The 21,761-nt window shown below is 42.9% G+C and carries 18 protein-coding genes; 4 read left to right on the top strand and 14 right to left on the bottom strand.

Translation table 11 applies throughout. The annotated features are described in order from the left end of the window. The first annotated feature begins 211 nt into the window (after positions 1–211). Positions 212–1,420, top strand: a complete 1,209-nt coding sequence (locus tag HMPREF9446_RS15860) for an ROK family transcriptional regulator (RefSeq protein WP_009126755.1) — start codon at positions 212–214, stop codon at positions 1,418–1,420. Here HMPREF9446_RS15860 and HMPREF9446_RS15855 read toward each other — a convergent pair. Next, positions 1,355–2,443, bottom strand: a complete 1,089-nt coding sequence (locus HMPREF9446_RS15855; protein ID WP_009126754.1) for a sialate O-acetylesterase — start codon at positions 2,441–2,443, stop codon at positions 1,355–1,357. The two genes, HMPREF9446_RS15860 and HMPREF9446_RS15855, sit on opposite strands and share 66 nt — an antisense overlap. Before the next feature lie 172 nt (positions 2,444–2,615). Here HMPREF9446_RS15855 and HMPREF9446_RS15850 point away from each other — a divergent pair, with 172 nt between their 5' ends. Continuing rightward, positions 2,616–3,113, top strand: a complete 498-nt coding sequence (locus HMPREF9446_RS15850) for a GNAT family N-acetyltransferase (RefSeq protein ID WP_009126753.1) — start codon at positions 2,616–2,618, stop codon at positions 3,111–3,113. A 71-nt stretch (positions 3,114–3,184) separates the two neighbouring features. Here HMPREF9446_RS15850 and HMPREF9446_RS15845 read toward each other — a convergent pair whose 3' ends face one another. The 3 genes from HMPREF9446_RS15845 to uvrA form a co-directional block, all read right to left on the bottom strand. Beyond that, entirely contained in the window at positions 3,185–4,708 is a 1,524-nt protein-coding gene (locus HMPREF9446_RS15845) for a peptide MFS transporter (protein WP_009126752.1), read from the bottom strand. An 80-nt stretch (positions 4,709–4,788) separates the two neighbouring features. Then, positions 4,789–5,262 (bottom strand): Cys-tRNA(Pro) deacylase, encoded by a 474-nt coding sequence (gene ybaK / locus HMPREF9446_RS15840; protein WP_009126751.1) that lies wholly within the window; start codon positions 5,260–5,262, stop codon positions 4,789–4,791. Between the two features lie 5 nt (positions 5,263–5,267). Next, positions 5,268–8,099, bottom strand: a complete 2,832-nt coding sequence (gene uvrA / locus HMPREF9446_RS15835) for an excinuclease ABC subunit UvrA (protein WP_009126750.1) — start codon at positions 8,097–8,099, stop codon at positions 5,268–5,270. A 220-nt stretch (positions 8,100–8,319) separates the two neighbouring features. Here uvrA and HMPREF9446_RS15830 point away from each other — a divergent pair, with 220 nt between their 5' ends. Together HMPREF9446_RS15830 and HMPREF9446_RS15825 are read left to right on the top strand one after the other, a co-directional pair. Continuing rightward, positions 8,320–10,104 carry a LysM peptidoglycan-binding domain-containing protein gene (locus HMPREF9446_RS15830; RefSeq protein ID WP_009126749.1) on the top strand — a complete coding sequence of 595 codons (1,785 nt, stop codon included), beginning with the start codon at positions 8,320–8,322 and terminating at the stop codon, positions 10,102–10,104. Positions 10,105–10,160: 56 nt separating this feature from the next. Then, the gene (locus tag HMPREF9446_RS15825) at positions 10,161–10,859 is read left to right on the top strand and encodes a porin family protein (protein WP_009126748.1); all 699 of its coding nucleotides are present in this window, start codon (positions 10,161–10,163) and stop codon (positions 10,857–10,859) included. A 67-nt stretch (positions 10,860–10,926) separates the two neighbouring features. Here the strand turns inward: HMPREF9446_RS15825 and HMPREF9446_RS15820 are convergent, their stop codons facing one another. From HMPREF9446_RS15820 to HMPREF9446_RS15775, 10 genes are all read right to left on the bottom strand, one after another. Then, the gene (locus tag HMPREF9446_RS15820; RefSeq protein WP_009126747.1) at positions 10,927–12,363 is read right to left on the bottom strand and encodes a carboxypeptidase-like regulatory domain-containing protein; all 1,437 of its coding nucleotides are present in this window, start codon (positions 12,361–12,363) and stop codon (positions 10,927–10,929) included. Between the two features lie 70 nt (positions 12,364–12,433). After that, positions 12,434–13,225 (bottom strand): YjbH domain-containing protein, encoded by a 792-nt coding sequence (locus HMPREF9446_RS15815; protein ID WP_009126746.1) that lies wholly within the window; start codon positions 13,223–13,225, stop codon positions 12,434–12,436. Beyond that, positions 13,222–14,118, bottom strand: coding sequence for a YjbH domain-containing protein (locus HMPREF9446_RS15810; RefSeq protein WP_009126745.1), 897 nt, complete (start codon positions 14,116–14,118; stop codon positions 13,222–13,224). Before HMPREF9446_RS15810 ends, HMPREF9446_RS15815 begins: the two co-directional genes overlap by 4 nt. An 8-nt stretch (positions 14,119–14,126) precedes the next feature. Then, the gene (gene wecB, locus HMPREF9446_RS15805; protein WP_009126744.1) at positions 14,127–15,287 is read right to left on the bottom strand and encodes a non-hydrolyzing UDP-N-acetylglucosamine 2-epimerase; all 1,161 of its coding nucleotides are present in this window, start codon (positions 15,285–15,287) and stop codon (positions 14,127–14,129) included. Between the two features lie 6 nt (positions 15,288–15,293). Beyond that, on the bottom strand, positions 15,294–15,992 hold the full coding sequence (locus HMPREF9446_RS15800) for a WecB/TagA/CpsF family glycosyltransferase (protein ID WP_009126743.1): 699 nt from the start codon (positions 15,990–15,992) through the stop codon (positions 15,294–15,296). Between the two features lie 48 nt (positions 15,993–16,040). Continuing rightward, a complete protein-coding gene (locus HMPREF9446_RS15795; protein WP_009126742.1) occupies positions 16,041–17,039 on the bottom strand; it encodes a glycosyltransferase family 4 protein in 999 nt (332 codons plus the stop codon). Continuing rightward, positions 17,032–18,069, bottom strand: a complete 1,038-nt coding sequence (locus tag HMPREF9446_RS15790) for a hypothetical protein (RefSeq protein ID WP_216593949.1) — start codon at positions 18,067–18,069, stop codon at positions 17,032–17,034. Before HMPREF9446_RS15790 ends, HMPREF9446_RS15795 begins: the two co-directional genes overlap by 8 nt. 132 nt (positions 18,070–18,201) lie before the next feature. Next, positions 18,202–19,593: a phenylacetate--CoA ligase family protein gene (locus tag HMPREF9446_RS15785; RefSeq protein ID WP_245532294.1), complete on the bottom strand. Its 1,392-nt coding sequence runs from the start codon at positions 19,591–19,593 to the stop codon at positions 18,202–18,204. A gap of 17 nt (positions 19,594–19,610) precedes the next feature. Beyond that, on the bottom strand, positions 19,611–20,678 hold the full coding sequence (locus tag HMPREF9446_RS15780; RefSeq protein WP_009126739.1) for a glycosyltransferase family 4 protein: 1,068 nt from the start codon (positions 20,676–20,678) through the stop codon (positions 19,611–19,613). Positions 20,679–20,696: 18 nt separating this feature from the next. Beyond that, on the bottom strand, positions 20,697–21,755 hold the full coding sequence (locus HMPREF9446_RS15775; protein ID WP_009126738.1) for a glycosyltransferase family 4 protein: 1,059 nt from the start codon (positions 21,753–21,755) through the stop codon (positions 20,697–20,699). Between the last annotated feature and the right edge of the window lie 6 nt (positions 21,756–21,761).

The raw sequence follows: 21,761 nt of genomic DNA, 5'->3' as shown, positions 1-21,761 counted from the left end.
ATCATTTTTATTAAAAACGATACATTTACTAAAATATTTTATAAACAAAGTCTGTATTTTACACGATTCAGATATAAGAAGTGTACTATAAGGGTAAAAAAAGTGGCATCAACACATCTATAACATAAATTCACAAGCCAAAAGAAGGGTTTATCAAAGACATTCCCTATTTTTGTAACAAATTAGTTGTTAATAATATATCTAAGTCAATATGAAGCCAAATTTGCTAGAAGAAATAAAGATAGGTACCAAAAATGCTTTAGTCAAAAAAAAGATTATTACTTATTATATATATAATGGACCGTCAACCATTACCAGTTTATCCAAGGAACTGGACTTGAGCGTTCCTACCGTTACCAAGTTCATCAATGAGATGTGCGAAGAGGGATATATCCACGAATACGGCAAACAAGGCACGAACAGCGGACGCCGTCCCAGCCTGTATGGGCTGGATGCCGAATCCGGCTATTTCATTGGTGTGGATATCAAACGTTTTGCCATCAATATAGGACTGATGAACTTCAAGGGAGACATGGTGGACTTAAAAATGGATATCCCCTATCATTGCAGAAACACTCCTGCAGGTCTGGATGATTTATGTAAACTGATAGCCAAATTCATTAAAAGAGTCGATATCGAAAAAGAGAAGATACTCAACGTAAACATCAACATCTCCGGAAGGGTAAACCCCGAATCGGGCTACAGCCACAGTTGGTTCAACTTTGAAGAACGTCCCCTTGCCGAAGTCATAGCCGAAAAGATAGGATGTACCGTCACCATTGACAATGACACACGTGCCATGACCTATGGAGAATTTCTGCAGGGAAACATACATGGAGAAAAAAACATACTTTTCGTCAACATGAGCTGGGGACTGGGTATAGGCATCATCATCAACAGCGAGATATATACCGGAAAGTCCGGTTTTTCCGGCGAGCTGGGACACATGCCGGCATTCAACAATGAAATAATGTGCCATTGCGGAAAGAAAGGTTGCCTGGAAACAGAAGCGTCAGGTTCCGCATTGCACCGCATCCTGCTGGAACGTATAGCCAACGGAGAAGAGTCTATACTTTCGCATAGAGCCAAAGACACAGAAAATATTCTTACATTGGATGAAATTATAGATGCCATCAATAAAGAAGATCTTCTGTGCATTGAAATCATCGAGGAAATAGGCCAGAAATTAGGAAAGCAAATAGCCGGGCTGATAAACCTCTTCAACCCGGAATTGGTCATTATTGGCGGAACCATCTCACAGACGGGCGATTACATACTGCAACCCATAAAGAGTGCTGTCCGCAAATACTCGCTCAATCTAGTAAGTCAAGACTCCACCATTGCCCTCTCCAAACTAAAGAGCAAGGCCGGAGTCATCGGTGCCTGCATGTTGGCACGCAGCAGAACCTTTGAATGCTGACAGGCAGAAAACGGCCCATTCTCCACGATTGCCGGCTGATATTACTTCAGCCGCAATCTTTTTGCCTATTTTATTGATACCAACGTGCCCCCAATGCAGATTATCCTTGTCAAAAGGACTGTCCTTGGCATCTATAACAGAGACATTCGGAATGAAATTTTCATCTTCCGGGTTAACGACCGCATCTTGCGCGTCACGCACTCCCTGCCCATACTGTACTGAAGCCGCAGGGTTAGTCAAACTCTCCCCCGGCTTTACTATATGGCCAATATAAATATGCGCATCCGGAAATCCAAGCCGGGTACGACATTTATTGATAAGCGCTTTCAGCAAAGGCAGATAATGCTCTTTAGAATCTGCGCCGTTGCCTTCTCCCTGCATCCACCAAATACCGGCCAGACGAGGCTTCTTGCCCTTACTCAGCAAATCGTTGATGGCGGGCTTATAAAGGTTCTCATAGAAATAATCCCAGTTATGGCTGTCGGAAGAAGATGCCCAAGTTTCAATTTGAGATCCCGAACATCCCAATTTAATAATGTAAAGCTCCTTGCCGGGAAAAGCTTGCTGGAAATGCATGCCGAACTCACCTTCCATACCCCGACGGCCGGCCGCACCGGCACTCCACGTCCCGTATCCGTGAATCATGTTCATCATGGTCCTTCCATTCAGATTGTCGTTTTTATAATACAGATTGAGCCATCCGGGAGCTACATCCTCGGTAGTACCATCGAAAACCCAACGTGCACCATCAGACTGGTTGACAATATAACAGCTACGGTACCATATCTTCATCAATCCGGGATTGGAATCAGGATTATCATACCAGGCACTCAATCTACGGTCTTCCCCGGCATCGGCAAAAGCCGAACCGTCTGCATTCGACTGTCCGATTGTAATAAAGACAGGAACTTCATCATCCGTAAGGACAACAGGATTTGCAGTGCGATTGCACCGTTGAGCCATACAAAGAGGCGAAAGCGACAATATCACAATAGCGGCTGCCAGTTTCTTAAGTTTCTTCATAACCAAAGGCTTTATTTATCTTATATTTTAATATATGCCGCAAAAATACAAAAAAAAGCGAACTCTGATTTGTTTTTCTTCTTAAATGCACACTATTATTTCTTAGCACAATACGTTGGCGAAATAGTACAATATATTAACTTTGTACAAACAATATATAAATACAACCGATATGTTTACTATCAGAAAAGCAACAACCGCTGATTGCGGATTAATACAAAAACTGGCACAACAGATATTCCCTGTAACTTACCGGGATATTCTTGCTCCAGAACAAATTGACTACATGATGGAATGGATGTATTCTTTAGACAACATCCGCAAACAAATGGAAGAAGAAGGACACGTTTACCTTCTTGCCTATGAAGAATGTGAAGCTGCGGGATATGTATCCGTACAACCACAAGAGGAAAATGTATTCCATCTGCAAAAAATCTATGTACTCCCCTACTATCAAGGGGCACATTGCGGCAGTTTCCTGTTTCGGGAGGCAATCAAGTATATCAAGGAGATACATCCCGGCCCATGCCTGATGGAACTAAACGTGAACCGACACAACAAAGCATTACAGTTCTATGAACACATGGGGATGAAGAAGTTGAGAGAAGGAGATTTCCCGATTGGAAACGGATATTATATGAATGATTATATAATGGGGATAGAAATATAAGCACTGAAAAAATGAAAGCCGTGCGTTCAATTGCACGGCTTTCATTTTTTTATATTCTTCAAGTTAAAGACTTATGCCACTTTTTCCAGACGCTTCATCACGGAGAAGATGAAGAGAGCGGATAACAGACAGAGAGCGACCAATACTCCCCATACCACGTAAAGCGGCAGGTCGCCCCACAAAGCAGAAGCCACAGATGTGAGATAGTTGCCAATGGCGGTAGCCACAAACCATCCTCCCATCATCATACCCTTATACTTGGGAGGAGCTACTTTCGATACGAAAGAAATACCCATAGGAGAAAGCAGAAGTTCGCCAAACGTCAGGACAAGATAAGTGGAAACCAACCAATCAGGTGACACAAACGAGGCCGTACCGGCTTCAAGGGCTACTTTCTGTTCATTAGGAGAAAGCAATCCTAAAGAAGCTACAATCATTACAATGTAACCACAAGCCGCTACCAACATGCCAAGCCCGATTTTACGGGGTGCACTTGGTTCCTTGCCTTTAGAAGCCAGCCAACCGAAGATACCCATAGAGACAGGAGTGAGAGCCACTACATAAAATGGATTGAACTGCTGGAAGATGGGAGCATCTACTGCGGTAGATTCCGGTAGTATCGTATATCTGTAAACCAAGAAAGCTACAGCAGCCAGAATCACCAGACCCGAGATAAGTTTCGTGCGTCCGTTCTTGCTTTGGAACAATGAAAACAAAGCATATACAATAAAGATAACTGCCACCAGATTCCACACGGTAAACATCATGCTCTCTACACCCGAAGAACTTTTTGCTGTAAATTCATCAGCAAAGAAAGTAAGGGTCAGACCATTCTGATGGAAAGCCATCCAGAAGAAAATAACCACGGCAAATACCAGACAAAGAGCCACGATACGATCTTTGGTCTCAGCAGGAGAAAGTTCTTCCGCAACCGATGCCTTGTTCTCGGCAACCTGTTTTGTACCACCTTCCACGTGCTTAAAAGTACTGCGGAAAGAATAATAAATAATCATGGAAACGATAAGCGAAACACATGCCACACCGAAAGCAAAATGATAAGAGTCATTGACACTCACTCCCAGGCTTTTTTGAGCATAGTCCATAATGCCTACTGCACATGACGGCGCAAACAAAGCACCGATATTGATAGCCATGTAGAAGATACTGAAAGCAGAGTCACGCCTTGAGGCATATTCGGGGGAGTCATAAAGATTACCTACCATCACCTGCAAATTACCCTTGAAAAGTCCTGTACCGGTACTGATAACCAGCAAGGCACCTACCATGCAAATCATGCCTATCGTGCCTGTGCCTGCCGGAACAGCAAGCAATACATACCCCATAAACATGGCGACGATACCGATAGTCACCATTTTGCCATAGCCAAACTTATCGGCAAGAATACCACCGATAAATGGCAAGAAATAGACCATAGCCAAAAATGCACCATAGATATTTCCTGCTACAGTCGGTGACAAACCGAAATTTGCTTTTAAAAACAGCACAAACACTGCCAACATTGTGTAATAACCAAAACGCTCTCCTGTATTGGCAAGCGCCAAGGCATAAAGTCCCTTAGGTTGTCCTTCGAACATAATTTTTGATATTAGATATTAGTAATTAGATTGATTTCTTTATATTTTTTGCAAATATATACTTTTCAAGGCACATTCCTTTAAAAAAGCGCACAAACTTCCGCACGTACCTCTTTTATCAGATCTTTTGGATCTAATTTAAGCTGGAGCCCGCGTTGACCCGCACTGATATAAATAAACGGGAATTGGAGGCACGTTTCATGAATATACGTAGGGAAAGGCTTTTTCATACCGACAGGAGAACAGCCTCCCCGGATATATCCAGTCAAAGGAAGCAGTTCCTTCATAGGGATAAGGTCACATTTTTTATTTCCGGACACTTTGGCTGCCATCTTCAAATCCACTTCATGCTCACCGGGAATCACACAGACAAAATATCCGTTTTTGTCCCCGTGAAGTATCAAAGTCTTGAAAACACAATTTATATCCTCATTCAAACTGGCGGCTACATGTACCGCACTCAAATCACTCTCATCAAACTCATAAGGAATGAGTTCATAGGCAATCTTAGCTTTATCCAAAAGCCTCGCTGCATTCGTTTTATTGATTTTCATCAGTTCTATTTTATATTCAATTCCTCACGCAGGAATTTCGGCGTATAACCTTTTTTACTCTTGGCAACTTGTTCGGGCGTTCCGCAAGAAAGAAGCTCTCCCCCTCCCTTGCCTCCTTCAGGCCCCATATCGATGATATAATCCGCCATCTTGATGACATCAAGATTATGTTCGATGACAATAACGGTGTTCCCCTTGTCCACCAGTTTGTTCAACACATTCATCAACACACGGATATCTTCAAAATGCAGGCCTGTGGTGGGCTCATCAAGTATATAGAGCGTTTTCCCCGTATCACGTTTGGAAAGTTCCGTGGCAAGTTTCACACGCTGGCTTTCACCGCCGGAAAGCGTGGTGGAAGATTGTCCCAATTTAATATATCCCAGGCCGACTTCCTGAATGACCTTAATCTTATTCAGAATCTGAGGAACATTCTCGAAGAATTCCACCGCACGGTTGATGGTCATATCCAGTACATCGGCAATGGATTTTCCCTTGAAGCGCACTTCCAATGTTTCCCGGTTGTAACGTTTGCCGTGACAGACCTCACAAGGCACATATACATCGGGAAGAAAATTCATCTCAATGGTCTTGTAACCATTCCCCTGACAGGCTTCACAACGTCCGCCACTGACATTAAATGAGAAACGCCCCGGCTTATATCCGCGTATTTTGGCTTCGGGCAGACCGACAAACAAATTACGGATATCAGAGAACACTCCCGTATAAGTAGCCGGATTGGAACGTGGCGTACGGCCTAAAGGAGACTGGTCCACATTCACTACCTTATCTATATATTCCAGTCCTTCGATGCTGTCATACTCCAACGGATCCTGCAAAGAGCGATAGAACTTCTGCGATAGTATAGGCTGCAATGTTTCGTTGATAAGAGTGGACTTGCCGCTACCGGAGACCCCTGTCACACAAATCAGTTTCCCTAAAGGAAACTCCACATCTACATTCTTAAGATTATTGCCTTTCGCCCCACGCAACCACAAGCTATGGCCATTGCCTTCGCGGCGCTTGGCGGGAACTTCAATGGCCCGTTCGCCATTAAGGTACCGGGAGGTCAACGTGTGTGTACGGAGCATTTCCTGGGGAGTACCCGCAAACACGACTTCTCCTCCCAGGCGTCCGGCCTTGGGGCCCATGTCTATGACATAATCGGCGGCGAGCATCATATCCTTGTCATGCTCCACCACAATGACCGAGTTACCGATATCACGCAACTCTTTCAATGAATGGATGAGCCGCTGGTTATCACGCTGATGCAAACCGATGCTCGGCTCATCCAGAATATAAAGCACATTTACCAATTGCGACCCGATTTGTGTAGCCAGACGGATACGCTGGCTCTCGCCACCGGAAAGGCTGACGGCACTGCGGTTCAATGAAAGGTAATCCAACCCCACATCCAACAAGAACTTAAGACGGGTACGTATTTCCTTCAGGATTTCAGCAGCAATCTGCTCCTGCTTACCGGAAAGATACTGATCTACATTTACCAGCCAATCATACAATTCGCTGATATCCATAGAAGCCAATTCATAAATGTTCTTGTCATGGACGCGGAACGAAAGAGCCTCCCTGTTCAGTTTGGCACCGTGGCATTCGGGGCAGACGGCAGTCTTTGCAAACTGCTCCGCCCACTTTTGCGCAGTAGCGGAAGCATCCTTCTCCTGTAACATCTGAATATATTTCACCACCCCCTCAAACGTGACGAAGTAGTCGGAAGAAGTACCGATCAAAGAACTTTTAATCTTGATGCGTTCGTCAGAACCATAGAGAATCTCCTCAATGGCATCATCCGGCAACTCTTTTATGGGAGTTTTTAACGTTGCTTCATATTTTTCCAGCAAAGCGGCTATTTGCCAGAATATCATACTGTTCTTGTATTTTCCTAACGGGACGACAGCTCCCTCGGCAATGGAAAGGTCACGGTCGGGAATCACCTTTTCAATGTCAATCTGATTGACCATCCCCAGACCTTTACATTTGGGACACGCACCCTGCGGAGAATTAAAGGAGAAATTATGAGGCGCCGGTTCACGATAAGAGAGTCCCGTAACAGGACACATCAGCCGCTTGCTATAATGACGTACACTGTCTGTCTGCGCATCCAATATCATCAACAGCCCGTCACCCTGTCTCATGGCCGTGGCTACACTGTTTTTCAAACGCACATCATCCTTATCGGTCACTACCAGTTTGTCTATCACCACTTCCACATCGTGATTCTTATAACGGTCGAGTTTCATGCCCGGCAACGCTTCACGTACATCACCGTCCACACGGACATAGAGGTATCCCTTTTTACGGACTTGTTCAAAAAGCTCTTTATAATGACCTTTACGGCTGCGTACCAATGGAGCCAGGATATAAATACGCTTTCCCTGATAATCCTTCAATATGAGATCCAAAATCTGTTCTTCGGTGTATTTCACCATCTTTTCGCCTGAAAGATAGGAATAAGCCTCACCGGCACGGGCATATAACAAACGCAAGTAGTCGTACACCTCCGTGGTTGTCCCCACCGTAGAACGCGGATTTTTATTGGTCGTTTTCTGTTCTATGGATATTACCGGACTCAATCCCGTAATCTTATCGACATCAGGACGCTCCAAGTTGCCCAGGAAATTACGGGCGTATGCCGAAAATGTTTCAATATAGCGCCGCTGGCCTTCAGCAAAAATCGTATCGAATGCCAAAGAAGACTTACCGCTTCCGCTAAGTCCGGTAATGACCGTAAGACTGTTGCGGGGAATTTCCGCATCGATATTTTTCAGATTGTGCACGCGCGCACCATAGACATTGATATATTCTGTTTCTTCTTGCATATCTAATTTTCTATCCTTTTTCCTCTAATCTCATGATGTTTCTACAAAACGTAATTGCAAAAATAACGGTTTCCCCCCGAATATCAGCCGAAAAGAGTTATTTTTCGGTTTTAAAATGCACAATATTATTTCTTAACGCAATACGTTGGCTAAAATGACACAATATTCTTAACTTTGCAGCTACTTTGGGAAATTGTAAACATAAACCAACGATTATTGAATGAAAAAGATTAACCGTATCATCTGCTCCTTGTTGCTTGCCGGGGCATGCAGCTATGGTGCAGCACAAGAAAATCAATCTTATTTTCTGCATACTATTGAGAAAGGACAAAGCCTCTATTCCATCGCGAGCATGTATGGCATCAACCAATCGGATATCATAAAGCTGAATCCCGGAAGCGACGAGAAAATATATATCGGCCGAACACTCCGCATTCCGCGCGGAGCCGCCAATACGGAAAAAGAAACGTTCCATACCATTGAAGCCGGTGAAACCCTCTACCGTCTGACCGTGAAATACAACGTATCCGCCAAAGCCATCTGTGACGCCAATCCCGGGCTGAGTGCCGAGAATTTCCGTATCGGGCAAGTTATCCGGATTCCTTCTTCCACTGAAGCCGTTGCAACCACCGAAGCGTCCAACAACAAATCCGTGGCGAACAACAGCAACATACCCGCCCCTGTACAATCCCGCTGCCGTGACATGCACAAAGTGAAACGGAAAGAAACCGTATTCAGCATCAGCCGTGAATATGGTATCAGCGAAGCTGAACTGATTGCCGCCAATCCGGAACTGAAGGGCGAGAATAAAATAAAAAAGGGAAGCTTCCTGTGTATTCCCTACCCTTCGGCACAACCCCAACCAAGCACACAGCCGCAAGACATACCAACGGACAGCGAGCTGTTCCGCGAAAACAAAAAGAAGGCGGAACGTTTCAGTACCATAAAGGCAGCTATCATCCTCCCCTTCCTGGACGGTGTTCCCAAAGGAGAATCAGCACGTATGGTAGAATATTACGAAGGTTTCCTCATGGCAGTAGATAGTCTGAAGCGCACGGGCACCTCCATCGATCTATATACCTATAATTCCGGTCCGGAAACTGCCTCTTTGAACGGCATACTCGGCAAGAGCGAGATGAAGGATATGGATATCATCTTTGGCCCCCTGTACCAACAACACATCAAGCCACTGTCCGATTTCGCAAAGAAGAATGACATCCGCCTGGTAATTCCATTTACATCCAAGGACAATACGGTATTCCGTAATCCTTCCGTTTACCAGATCAATACGCCCCAGTCATACTTGTATTCAGAGGTGTATGACCATTTTGTACGCCAGTTCCCCAACGCCAATGTTATCTTTATCGAGGCAAGCCAGGAAACCAAAGACAAAGTTGAATTCATCAAAGGATTGAAAGATGAATTGCGCAACCGTTCCATTCCAATGAAGAGTCTGAAAGAAGATGCCACGGTAGAATCCTTGAAGGCTGTATTGAGTGCTGACCGCGAGAATATCTTCATACCGACCTCCGACAGTAACCTGACCTTGATCAAGATCCTTCCACAGCTCACACTGTTGGTCCGCGACCAGCCGGAAAGCCGCGTTCACCTGTTCGGCTATCCGAAATGGCAAACCTATACCAAGGACCATATAGAGGCATTCTTCGAACTGGACACTTATTTCTATTCCTCTTTCTATACCAACAATCTGCTGCCGGCTGCCATCAACTTTACCAAAAACTACCGCAGGTGGTATGGCAAGGATATGGATGAGCGTTATCCCAAATATGGCATGCTCGGTTTCGACACCGGCTATTTCTTCTTGAAAGGCTTGTCACGTTATGGCTCCGAGTTTGAAAAGAACATGCAAGGACTGAACCTGACCCCTATCCAGACCGGCTTCAAGTTCCAACGGGTAAACAACTGGGGAGGCTTTATCAACAAGAAGGTATTCTTCGTACGCTTCACCAAAAATTACGAGCTGGTCAAACTGGATTTTGACTAACACGAAACAAAGATCCGTACATCCGTAATTCATAATCTGTAATTCAACCAAGAAAGATGAAACTGAAAACAATTATAGGAACAGCTTTACTGGCAAGTGCATGCACGCTGCCTGCATATGCGCAGGTGGGCGAACAACGCCATAACTTTGCAGTCGGCATCAATGGCGGCATCAACCTGAACAGCGTCAGCTTTTCCCCTTCCGTAAAACAAAAGAACCTGATGGGTATCAATGGCGGAGTCACGGCACGCTATATCTCAGAAAAGTATTTCAGCATGATTTGCGGTGCACAGATCGAGGTAAACTTCTCACAACATGGCTGGGACGAGTATTATCAAGACTATCCCACCATCAGCTATACCCGCACCATGAATTATATAGATATCCCCTTCCTGGCACATTTGGCATTCGGCAAGGATCGCGGACTGCAATTCTTCATCCATGCCGGACCGCAAATAGGCTTTTTGTTAAGTGACAGCGAAAAAATAGACGGCAACTGGGAAGAAGTGATTGCAAACGGTGCGAATATTGTTACAGAACAGCACGGAAAGCCTATCGACAATAAATTTGATTACGGTATCACTGGAGGCGCAGGCATAGAACTACGTACCAAAGCGGGAAACTTCCTCGTAGAGGGAAGATATTATTACGCCTTGTCCGACTTTTACAACAGTACCAAGAAAGATTATTTTTCCCGTTCCGCCCATGGGATAATTACAGCAAAAATCACTTATCTTTTCGATTTAAAGAAATAAAAAATGGTGTTTACCGTTGCCGGTAAGCACCATTTTTCATCATAAACCAGATTTGCTGAGATAAGAATCAGTTGGAACCTCCTGTGTGATCTTTGCTGTAACCTTGAACCTGTATGCTTGCGGCACCATATTTCTTGGCGGTAACTGTCACCGTTTTAACTCCCGACAACGTAACCACCTTAAAGTTCCAAGTATAACCGGTCACAGTCTGCGAGGCAGATACGACACGAATGCCTTGACCTACCAGCAAGTCCATACCAGTTTTATAAGTTTTCTCTTCGGTACTGACCGTGGTTGCGCCCATACGATTGGCCACAATGTTCTTAATCATGCGGAAACTTATATCCGACAGACCTTGTGCGGTACACGCCGCTTTGATGTCACTGACCTCCACTCCTTGCTTTATGGAATAAGGAATCTCCACTTTCGTCAGAGTTTTCGATCCGGTCGTGTTATCAACCCCTTCGACAGACAGTTTTTCAGTGGCATCTGTTATTTTCGGAGTAATACCCGGAAGTTTTACCGAGTATGCGGAGAAGTGAGTGACCTCAGTCTTGTAACCGTTCTCTGTCAGTTTTACCTCTGCCGTTTCCTTTTCCCACAGGTTGGTTTTCGGGTTGAGATAATAGAGTGAGGCACCTTCAAAACTTTCGTCCCCCATCGGATTGGCAACCGTCAATTCAATGGGAGTGGCAAAGTGAAGACCGTCGGGACCGCAAACCACAGTTGCCACGGCGGGAGCCGCTGCCGGCGAGGTAGCCGTATTATCTTCTGCTGAAGCCACATTCGCCACCGGCGCTATACTGATCGCCAGATTCTTGGGGGCTTCCACCACTTTACCCGCATCATCCTTGACGTACATCACAGTCTGAGCAGGAATGGCCACCTCCACCTTTACGGCAGCTTCCGCATCTTCCGTTGCCACTTCGGTGGTAGCTTCCACCTTCACTTCTTCCTTGGTCTGGACTATCTGTTCTTTAGTCACGTTCGCCAAGTCGGCTTTGGCGTCTTCGGTGGCATTTTCCTGTTGCGTGGCCTCATCGGCAGCCTTTTGGGCATCCTCGTCAGTGGTGTGCTCCACTTTCACCTCCTCGGTCACCTCTTGCTCCACAGGTTTTTTGTCCATCACCACGGTAATGCTTTCATTGTGCGATTTCTTGTCGTCGGCAATCACTACCTCCGCAGTAGCATCAATTCGTCCATCAGCCGTAAAAACAAAGGCATAGGTACCGGCTGTCGCCAAGTCCTCGAGCGCAAACTTGCCTTGCGCATCGGTAGTCGCTTCCAAAGTTTTCCCGTCAATAGCCACCACTAACTTGGCACCTCCAATGGCTGCCTCCGCGGGTGTCAGCACCATGCCGCTGATGCTGTGAACCACGGTTTCCACAACAGGCGGCTCCACCCTCTCCTGATCCTTATCACTGCAGGATAAGCATCCCAAAGTTGTTGCTGCCGCAACAAAAGTCAAAAGACTCCACTTCTTAAAAACTGAATTCATTTTCATGTTTTCTTCTTTTTAATAAATTAATAATTGAATTTGATGAAATAGACTTGCCGTCCATCATTTTTATTTTTCAGAACAGATTCATTTGAAGGCAAACGCCCCCGGAGAAATACTTGCCGTTCTGCAAGGAAGCCTGCAACAATAAATGTTTCCATAACAGGCAGTCGGCTCCGATATTGACCTCGTTGCCGGTATATTCGGCAATGGCACGCAGGCTTTTCAGGAAGGACGGCCGGAAGGTGATGCCTCCCACGGGACCGTTCCATTTGCGGTTGCAACTGCGCTTCCATTTGCGGTAAGCCAGATGGAAACCAATGCAGTGTCCTTCTATGTCAAGATGTTTGGTGGCGGCAACATAAACATTTCCGAATATCTGATTCTTGTTTTTTTCCGGCAGACCGGTTTCATGAGCATTATTGTCTGTCGTGACGGGATCATTGCTTCCTACAGCAATGCCCGGCCACCATTTATCTTCTTTAACGGGTCTGATTTTCACGGAAAAATAACGGTCTTTATGATAAAAACCGATATCATCCTTATTGCCGTTCTTCAATCCTTTTTGCAAGGTGCAAGTATATCCTAACTCAATCCACGAAAAGGGAGTGATGCTTAAATAATGGTTTGTAGTATGATATTTTCCTCTGCCCAAAGGATTGAAACCCGCATCCGGCAAGAACTCCTTATTCAGGAAATGCGCCCCTACACGAATTTCACCGGCATCATCCATATCCGCACTGGGCACATGAATCAGCCCGCTCATGCCTGTATATTGCTGTGCAGGAGCAGAAAAGGTTCCAGTAAGCAGAAATCCCCAAAGAAACAACCACCTAAAAATTCCTATTCCCCGTTCTTCCTTTCTCATTCCCCTCCACCTCCTTCCTTAACGCTAAAGTCCGGTGACATCCGGTTGGCTCCCCATTGCAGGCAACTACGGTCAAAGTGGCCCTCCCTTTCGTTCTCTTCCGGATCGGTAGTGTACATCTTCATATCATATACCAGAGCCATGATGTCATACGTCAGGCGGAAATTGGAAGCCGGACGTACCTGCACCTTTCTTGCCTTCCGCTTGTAAGGCGGAATCATCATCACCACTTTGAATCCCCCATTTTCCTTGCCCTTGTCACTATACTGTGCATATACTCCTACCGTGCAATGTCTGAAGTGGCGCATAACTTCAGCCATCACGCCATAATCTTCATAAATATACCGTCCACCATGCAAACGGAACTCCGTATTCACCTTTTCCAGATAAACGTTCATACCCGCTTGTCCGGTCACCCGTTCCATCTTGCTACATTCCCAATCAACAGCCATGGAACAGAATCCCGTTATTCCCGCCTGCGCGTCTATTGCCAGCCAACGGTTCACAGGATACATCCATTTAAGATCCAGCCCATAACGCTCCCTTCCGAACAGCCCCCCACTTATTTTCAAGAACTGGCTTCCGTTCCAGTCCCATTCTTTAGAAAGCACCGCCATATTCAGACGAACCTTTTTGTAACGGCCACCATAATCGTTATAGACCGGTACAATGGCTTGTCCCGCCAATTTCCACTGCCGGCCCATATTCCACTTCACGCCGGGAGTCAAGTTCACCAGCACTTCATAAATCTTACCATAAAAAAGATCTTGGTAATGCAGTTCAGCTCCGGCAAAGATTTCCACTTTCGGCTTCACCATTTCCTGTGAACGCAATGCCGGCATACCGACAAGCATTCCAGCCGCCAACAGAATTATTTTTTTATTCCACTCCATATCCAGCCTTATATCCTATGCAGCAATGCATTTACTATACGTGCGCAAGCCTGTCCGTCCCCGTATGGATTCACCGCTTCGCTCATTTTTTCGTATACACCTTCATCATCCAGCAACACGGAAACCCCATCCACTATCTTGTCATAGTCCGTGCCTACCAGTTTCACTGTTCCGGCCTCCAGTGCCTCCGGACGCTCGGTCGTATCACGCATCACCAATACCGGTTTTCCCAATCCAGGTGCTTCCTCCTGAATGCCGCCGCTATCTGTCAGTACCATGCAGCTTTTCTCCATCAGACAGACAAAGCTCAAGTATTCCAACGGCTCAATAAAAAACAGATTTCGAAGACCGGATAAATCCTCTCCGAAAACTTCATGAATCGGTTTACGTACATTCGGATTCAGGTGCATCGGATAGACAAAGTCCACCTCCGGGTATTTTCCTGCCAACGCCTTGATGGCACGGCACATACAGATAAATCCATCCCCGAAATTCTCTCTGCGGTGCCCGGTTATCAATACCAATCTCCTGCCGGTGTCCAAACGGCTACTATCATATCCTGCCTCCTTCAGTTCCTTGTCCAGACGCACACCCAACTCTTTTTCTTCCTTCATTTTCCTTACCACCCAATATAAGGCATCAATCACCGTATTACCGGTCACCATTATTCGACTGGAATCCACCGCTTCCCTCATCAGGTTAGTCCTGCTTAACGGTGTTGGAGAAAAATGGTAAGTCGCCAACCGTCCTGTCAGCAGACGGTTCATTTCTTCCGGCCACGGACTATAGATGTCATGCGTGCGCAGTCCGGCTTCCACATGTGCCACCGGAATTTGCAGGTAAAAAGCCGATAGTGCGGCAGCGGTTGAAGTCGTGGTGTCTCCATGTACCAGCACCACATCCGGCCTTTCTTCTTTCAGCACGTCACGCATTCCTGTCAACACCCTTGCCGTCACGTCATACAGGTCTTGCCCCTGCTTCATGATATTCAAGTCATAGTCCGGCTTGATGCCGAATATCTCCAGCACTTGATCCAGCATTTCCCGGTGCTGTCCGGTTACGCATACCACCGTTTCCACCCGTTCTTTCTGCTTTTGGAATTCTTTCACCAACGGAGCCATTTTGATAGCTTCGGGACGTGTACCAAAAACAAGCATTACTTTTTTCATTTGCCATTATAATTTTTTACAAATCAACCACCAGACGTATTTTACCAGATGAATCTGCCGTTTTATTCTTTTCGGTTCTTTTATCAGCCGGTAGGCAAATTCCAGATTATGTTCCACCCACCATGCCGGAGCACGTTGTACATGTCCCGTATATACATCAAAACTGCCGCCTAATCCTTGGAAGATGGCATTATGCCGTTGCCGTATCTCTTCCATAAGCAGTTCCTGCTTGGGCGACCCCATAGCTACGAACACCACATCCGGACACTTCTCCACAATATCGTCTATTAAATTTTGCTTTTCTTCTTCTGTCTTGATATAGCCGTCCCGATAGCCTACAATGCGGATAGCTTTATACTCCCGGCAGAGTTTTTCTACAGCCTCCTCTATTACTTGCGGTTTACTGCCTACTAAATAGAAGGTCTTTTCTCGATAGAAACGTGCTACTATTTTCAGCCAAAGTTCGCAGCCCGGCACTTTACAAGCGCATTTATATCCCTTTTGTTTGAGTGCTATTTGTGCACCCGCCCCGTCGCAGTAAGCTATATTGCGGTTTATGATGGCACGTGTCTGCTCCGTAGCGTGTAGTATCTTTTCCGCATTGATGGCTACAAGGATGCCTTTATGCATATCCATATAGTGCAATAATTGTTCTTCGGAGATGAAAGGGAAAACATCAACTCCGTTTAATGAGACTTTATTCATGATTATTTAGTCAGTTTGTTTTTACGACTTGTTTCTGGGTGAGCTATTTTATGCAAATATTATTTCTTTGTATTTCTTTATCATTCTCTCTTCCGTAAACACTTTTTCGTATTTTAATCTGGCATTTAAAGATAACTTTCTGTATTCTTCACTATACGGCATTGGCAAATTATTCAATCCTTGAATAAGCGAACCGAAATCAGGAAATACAAAACCTGTTTCCCCGGCTTCGTTTACATCAAGTACGGCAGAAAGATTGTTTGTAATCAGAGGTTTTCCAAACATACAGCCTTCTATAAGAGACAAGCCCAATCCTTCTTTCTGCGAAAATAAACATACATAATCATATCGGTTCAAATTCTCCTCTATATCGACAAACCCGATATAGTGATACTGTGATTCATTTTCTATCTCTTTTTTCAGAACTTCTAAATCACTTCCTGTTCCGGCAAAGAATATATGTATATGTGCTGCAAGTTTTCCTCTTGTCTGCCTTACAATTTCCACCTGCTGTTTTACTGTGCATATTCTTCCTGACAACAATATATGGATTTCGCTTTTATCAGCCTTTACATTCCTGTCATTACGAAAATCCTTTATCCCGTTAAATACAACTATAATGTGCGAAGCCGGTACATGGAAATAATTTATTAAATTTTCTTTCACTCCATTAGATACTGCTACAACTGTTTTGGGAAAGAAACTAAAAAAACGCAGATTATTAAATGTATTATGTGCTACATGAACAATGTGTAATTTCTTTCGTAATAAAAAGCTAAAAAGCAATAGTAATGATGTGCTTTTACGATGATGGGAAAGAAAAACGGTATTATCATTTGCCAATTCGCGGACTGCTTTCCATCCAAATGAAACAAACTTGGCCCTATTCCAATAATCAGGTACAATCTCTGCAAAATGAGTTTCAGTTAAGACCACTGGCATTACTTCTTCATTCAGTTTTTCTGCCAATTGCAAAGCTACATCCTGTGCCCCGCCTTTATTTAAAAAATTGGGATATACAGATATTATCTTTATTGTATTATTCATTGTAATATTGCTTTACGATTTGAAAAGCATATAGAAACCAAGCCTGAAATTCAATATAAGGAATTCTATTTTTACCGTAAACAAATATTTCAGGTACCATATACCCCTTTTTCTTAGTATAGAATTTATCGTAAGTATATCTCAGAAGTTTTTGCACCATTTCCTTGTCAGGCACATATTTAGTAAAGAATACCAATGCCTCCGCTACATCCCGTCCGTCTACTTTCACAAATAGCCAAGTGTTGTATGGTGTATAACGTTTATCGTAGCGGACGGGACGGATATAGCCTTTACCCTCAATAAAAAGAGTTTTATAATAAATAATTCCTTTATTTATAACTACACTTGCATCAAAAGGAAGATATTGCTTTACCGAACAGATAGCTTGCAGAATATAAGACTGATGAAAACAATCAATGGTAGCACGTGAAGGTTTTCCTGCATAAAACCAGCTTCCGTCCTCGTTCTGTTTATGGCAGACATATTGTATTCCTCTTTGTCCTAATTTCACAAAAGTATTATTTCCGTATTTTACCCCCAACTTTATCAAAAATGCACTAATGATGGCACTGGCATTATAAACTTCTTTCTTCAATGTGGGGCCATAATAGAAATAGACACCTTGCTCCTTATGATCTATGTACCCTAATTCTTCAATAAGATAAGTTGCGATGGAATAAAGCAACTCTTTTTTCTCCGTCTCCGGTATTTCTCCGGAATGTTCTTCCAGTAAAAATTGCCCGAACCAAACGGTGTTCAATGGTGTCGGATCATCGGCAGAATTCTCATAAAGACTGATTGCTATTGTGATACCTTGTTTCAATGCAAAGTTCTTTGTTTTATGTGAACGCAATAATAACATTCGTCTATAAAGTTTTCCTATGATTTCCTTATTATTCGATATCGCATAAGCTTTCAATAGAGCGACATTACTTTGTGGAGTTATCGGATATAATCCATTTGGAGGACGTTTCATATTTCTTAGATTATAGGGACATAATCTAAAGAATGTCCGCAATAATACATTCATTTTGCGATTATTGCCTAATAAATGTTCGGGTACGTGATTACATTCTATATAGTTATAATCTTGTGATTTCAACCACGTTTCCAGTCCATACAGCATTTCATTTACTTGAGGGAACATAAGATAAAAAGTAAATCAAGTGGTTATTTTACTAATCAATGGTAAAAATTTGCCATTTGATTGAATAATAAGTTTGTTAACATATTTAAGCTCTACTCTGGCATCCTCTCCTAATGCACTTTCAAAATGGCTTTTGAGGAACCGAGTATCAGTATCTGTATATTTGGTATTAGGAATAATCAACACAATTAATTCTCCTTTTTTCTCTTGGATATATTGCAAGCCATCAATATGCTCGTATATTTCAGAGTGTAAATTCAGTGCTGTTAGTGAAGTATATCCACCATCTTTTCTATATATAACAGATTTGTCCCAATGTCCCCAAATGCCACTTAGCAACCTATACTCTTCTTTATGTATTGGGCAGTGATGGTCAACATAAGAAGAAATATCTCCTGTTCGATAGCGTATTAACGGAAAATATTTATTGATAAAAGTAGTACCAACTAATTCTCCTTGCTTGTTCTTTTCACTAATAATCTTACCATTATCATCAAGCAACTCACAATAACCATAGCATGGCTCAATATGATAATATTCAGAGCCGGGACAGCTACCTGCCATAATCAGCTTCTCACTATGACCATATGAAGCATAAATAGGGATATATAATTCTTTTTCTATAAAATGGCGCTGTTCATCCGTCACGCCTTCCGAGGTTAAGATACATAACTTTATGAAAGAAGTGTCCAAATTCTGATTGGTACAGTATTTTAGAAATTGATAGACTGCTGAAGGGTAGGCATGTATATATCTAATATGATGTTTCCGCATTATTTGCCATACTCTTTTTGCGTAGTCAGCATCCATCCTGAAAGCATCAAAAATAAACTCCTTCAGGATAGGATTTACCATATAATCGCGCCCTTTTTCTAATTTGTGATTGCGAATGACTACCCGGGTATCATAGTTCCATCCATACCATTTCAATTCTTTATGCCAAAAGGCTAACGAATGTATATAGCGGTTTTTAGGAATTACTAATTTCATAGGCTTACCGCTTGTGCCTCCAGTTGTTCCTGTTACACATTTGCTCCAGTCAATGTTATCGACAACAAACTCCTCCCAATGTTCCATTACTTCTTTCTTGTCAATAAACCTGATTTTTTCCTTAAACTCTGCGAGCGTATTCACACGTAAGCCACCATAGCGTTTGCGATAATATTGCACATGTTCAATAGCATAGTTCACCATTTCCAGCAATTGCTTTTCCCAATCTGCCTCATCGATATGCTTTATGACTTTTACATATCCTGTCCCATAAGCATATTTTCCAAAGATATTGCAATGGAGTAATAAGAGGTTAAGCCAATTAGGCCATTTGGATATTCCTGTTTTTAAATAATCAGCTAAATTCATTTTATGATAATGCAAGAAAAATAGTATTCTTAATCTTGATAATTTCATTTTACTATAATTATGAATTAAAATGTCCGTTTAACATCTTGTGTTATGATATCAAGTAAATCATTGTCTATTACGTTCTTAGTGTCATATTTCAGAACTACTTTCTGACAATTTTCTGACATATTTTCATTATCATACTTCCCTGATATTACATCTTTCATCGCTTTGTATAGCTTTTCCGGTGAATGAGTTGGCACGACAATGCCAGTTACACCGTCATTAATAAATTCGGGATTTAAGTTCCAATCTGATCCTATGATAGGAACCCCGGCCTTGTAAGCGTCAATCACCACACCAGGGAAACCTTCACCGAACCAGTAAGTAGGGAACAACATATAATGGTAGTGAGCTAATATCTTGTAATTATTGTTATCCTGGAGTTTGAGACTACCATAGTAACTCACATTGACGGCACTATCTACTTCCTTTTCAAACTCCAACCGATATTCTTCAGCCATATTTCCGTAGAAATCCACGACATATTTATCTGAAAGTCCCGACTTGTTTAAACGGTTAACACATTGCAAAATATAGCGACATCCCTTGTCAGGAACAATACGTGAGAGAAAAATAAAATAAATCCTCCCATCATTGTTTTTTTGTATTTTCGGTAAAACACCAACTGACTTAAAATTAGGTTTATAGCATATATTATTGAAGCCCAATTCTATCATTCTTTTCTTCATTTTCATACCCTCCACAATAAAAAGGTGTATCAACTTCATGTACTTGGATGAATAGACACCTTCAGATATTCGTTCTGCAAAAGTTCCTCCTATCACCCAATATACAATATGTAGCTTGACAGGTAACCGGTACAAAATCTTGAATAGCGGATAAATATTACCAAATGAAGTAGAAAAGATGAATGTCGCTTTCGGGTACCATAGTACACAGCCAAAGAAACGTAGCAGTATTTTGGCAAGTTTCATTTTATTGCTTCTTGCCCTGAACGAATCAATTACAGTAACATTGCACCCTAATTCATCCAATCGAGCAATCATTTCCTTATTCTTTGTGAGTTCACCACCAAATGCAGTGGGTGATCCTACACCACCAAAGAATATTATTTTCTTATGTCTCATTTTATTTAAAAATGTTTTTTACTGTTTTTCGTCTAACTCATCTTTATAAATCTTAATATAATTTTTCACCATACCCTCCACAGAATATTGCTCATGAATATGCTTGTATGCTATGGGTATAAGTTTTGAAACATCATTGTAATTTTTATATATATACTCTATTTTATCTGCACAATCCTCAACATTTTCCATCTTGAAGGCAGTTCCAAATTCCCCATAATTAATAATTTCAAAAGGACCGCCTTCATTAGACACCAATACGGGTAACATTGCCGCCATACCCTCAGCAACGGTCAATCCGAATCCTTCGTAACGGGAAGGGTGGCACATTAAGTCATAATCTTTTAGATGACTGTAGATGTAATCTCTGTCACGAAGTCCCAAGAAATGTATCTTATCGGTTACACCTTTTTCTTCAGACAATTGTTTCAGGCTCATTTCCGACTCTCCAGTCCCTATAAAATCTACGTCTATATTATTAACTCCACGGTTTTGTAAAACAGCAACAGCATTAATCAAGATGTCTTGTCCTTTTTTTGAAGCTTCCAAGCGTCCCACTTGTATTATTCTCATTTTCCCGTCTTGAATAGCAGGAGGCATATCTTTCTTGGCTATGGCATCAACATTTATACCATTCGGTATAGTAATGATGTCATAATTGCCTCTGCTTAAAACATCTTCTTTTACAGCTTCTGAGATTGCTATCAGTTTTAGCCCACGCCTTACACATCTCAATGAGATGTGTAAGGCGTGGACTGTCAAAAACAGTCCACGACTTGCAAAAGAAAAAATTATTTGGGGCAACATGGCATTGTGCATGTGTACCACATCCGGCAGCAATTTCATCAAAGTCCAATTCAGTTTGATTATAGGCCATAAGGAACGGCTGCCGGGATTTCTATGAATAAAGATAACTTTTACTTTCGGCGAAAGTTTATCTATTAAATATTTCTGATAAGAATCGTTGACTATAATAATGGTTACGTTCTGTGTCTTCGCCTGTTCGTTGGCTATATCGACGAGCATAGTTTCCGCACCTCCGGTGTGGAAACTCCAAATGCAATGTACTATCTTCATTTAATT

Origin of the sequence: Bacteroides fluxus YIT 12057, from assembly GCF_000195635.1 — a bacterium.
Classification (GTDB): Bacteria; Bacteroidota; Bacteroidia; order Bacteroidales; family Bacteroidaceae; genus Bacteroides; species Bacteroides fluxus.
This window is presented reverse-complemented; position numbering and strand designations above follow the sequence as displayed.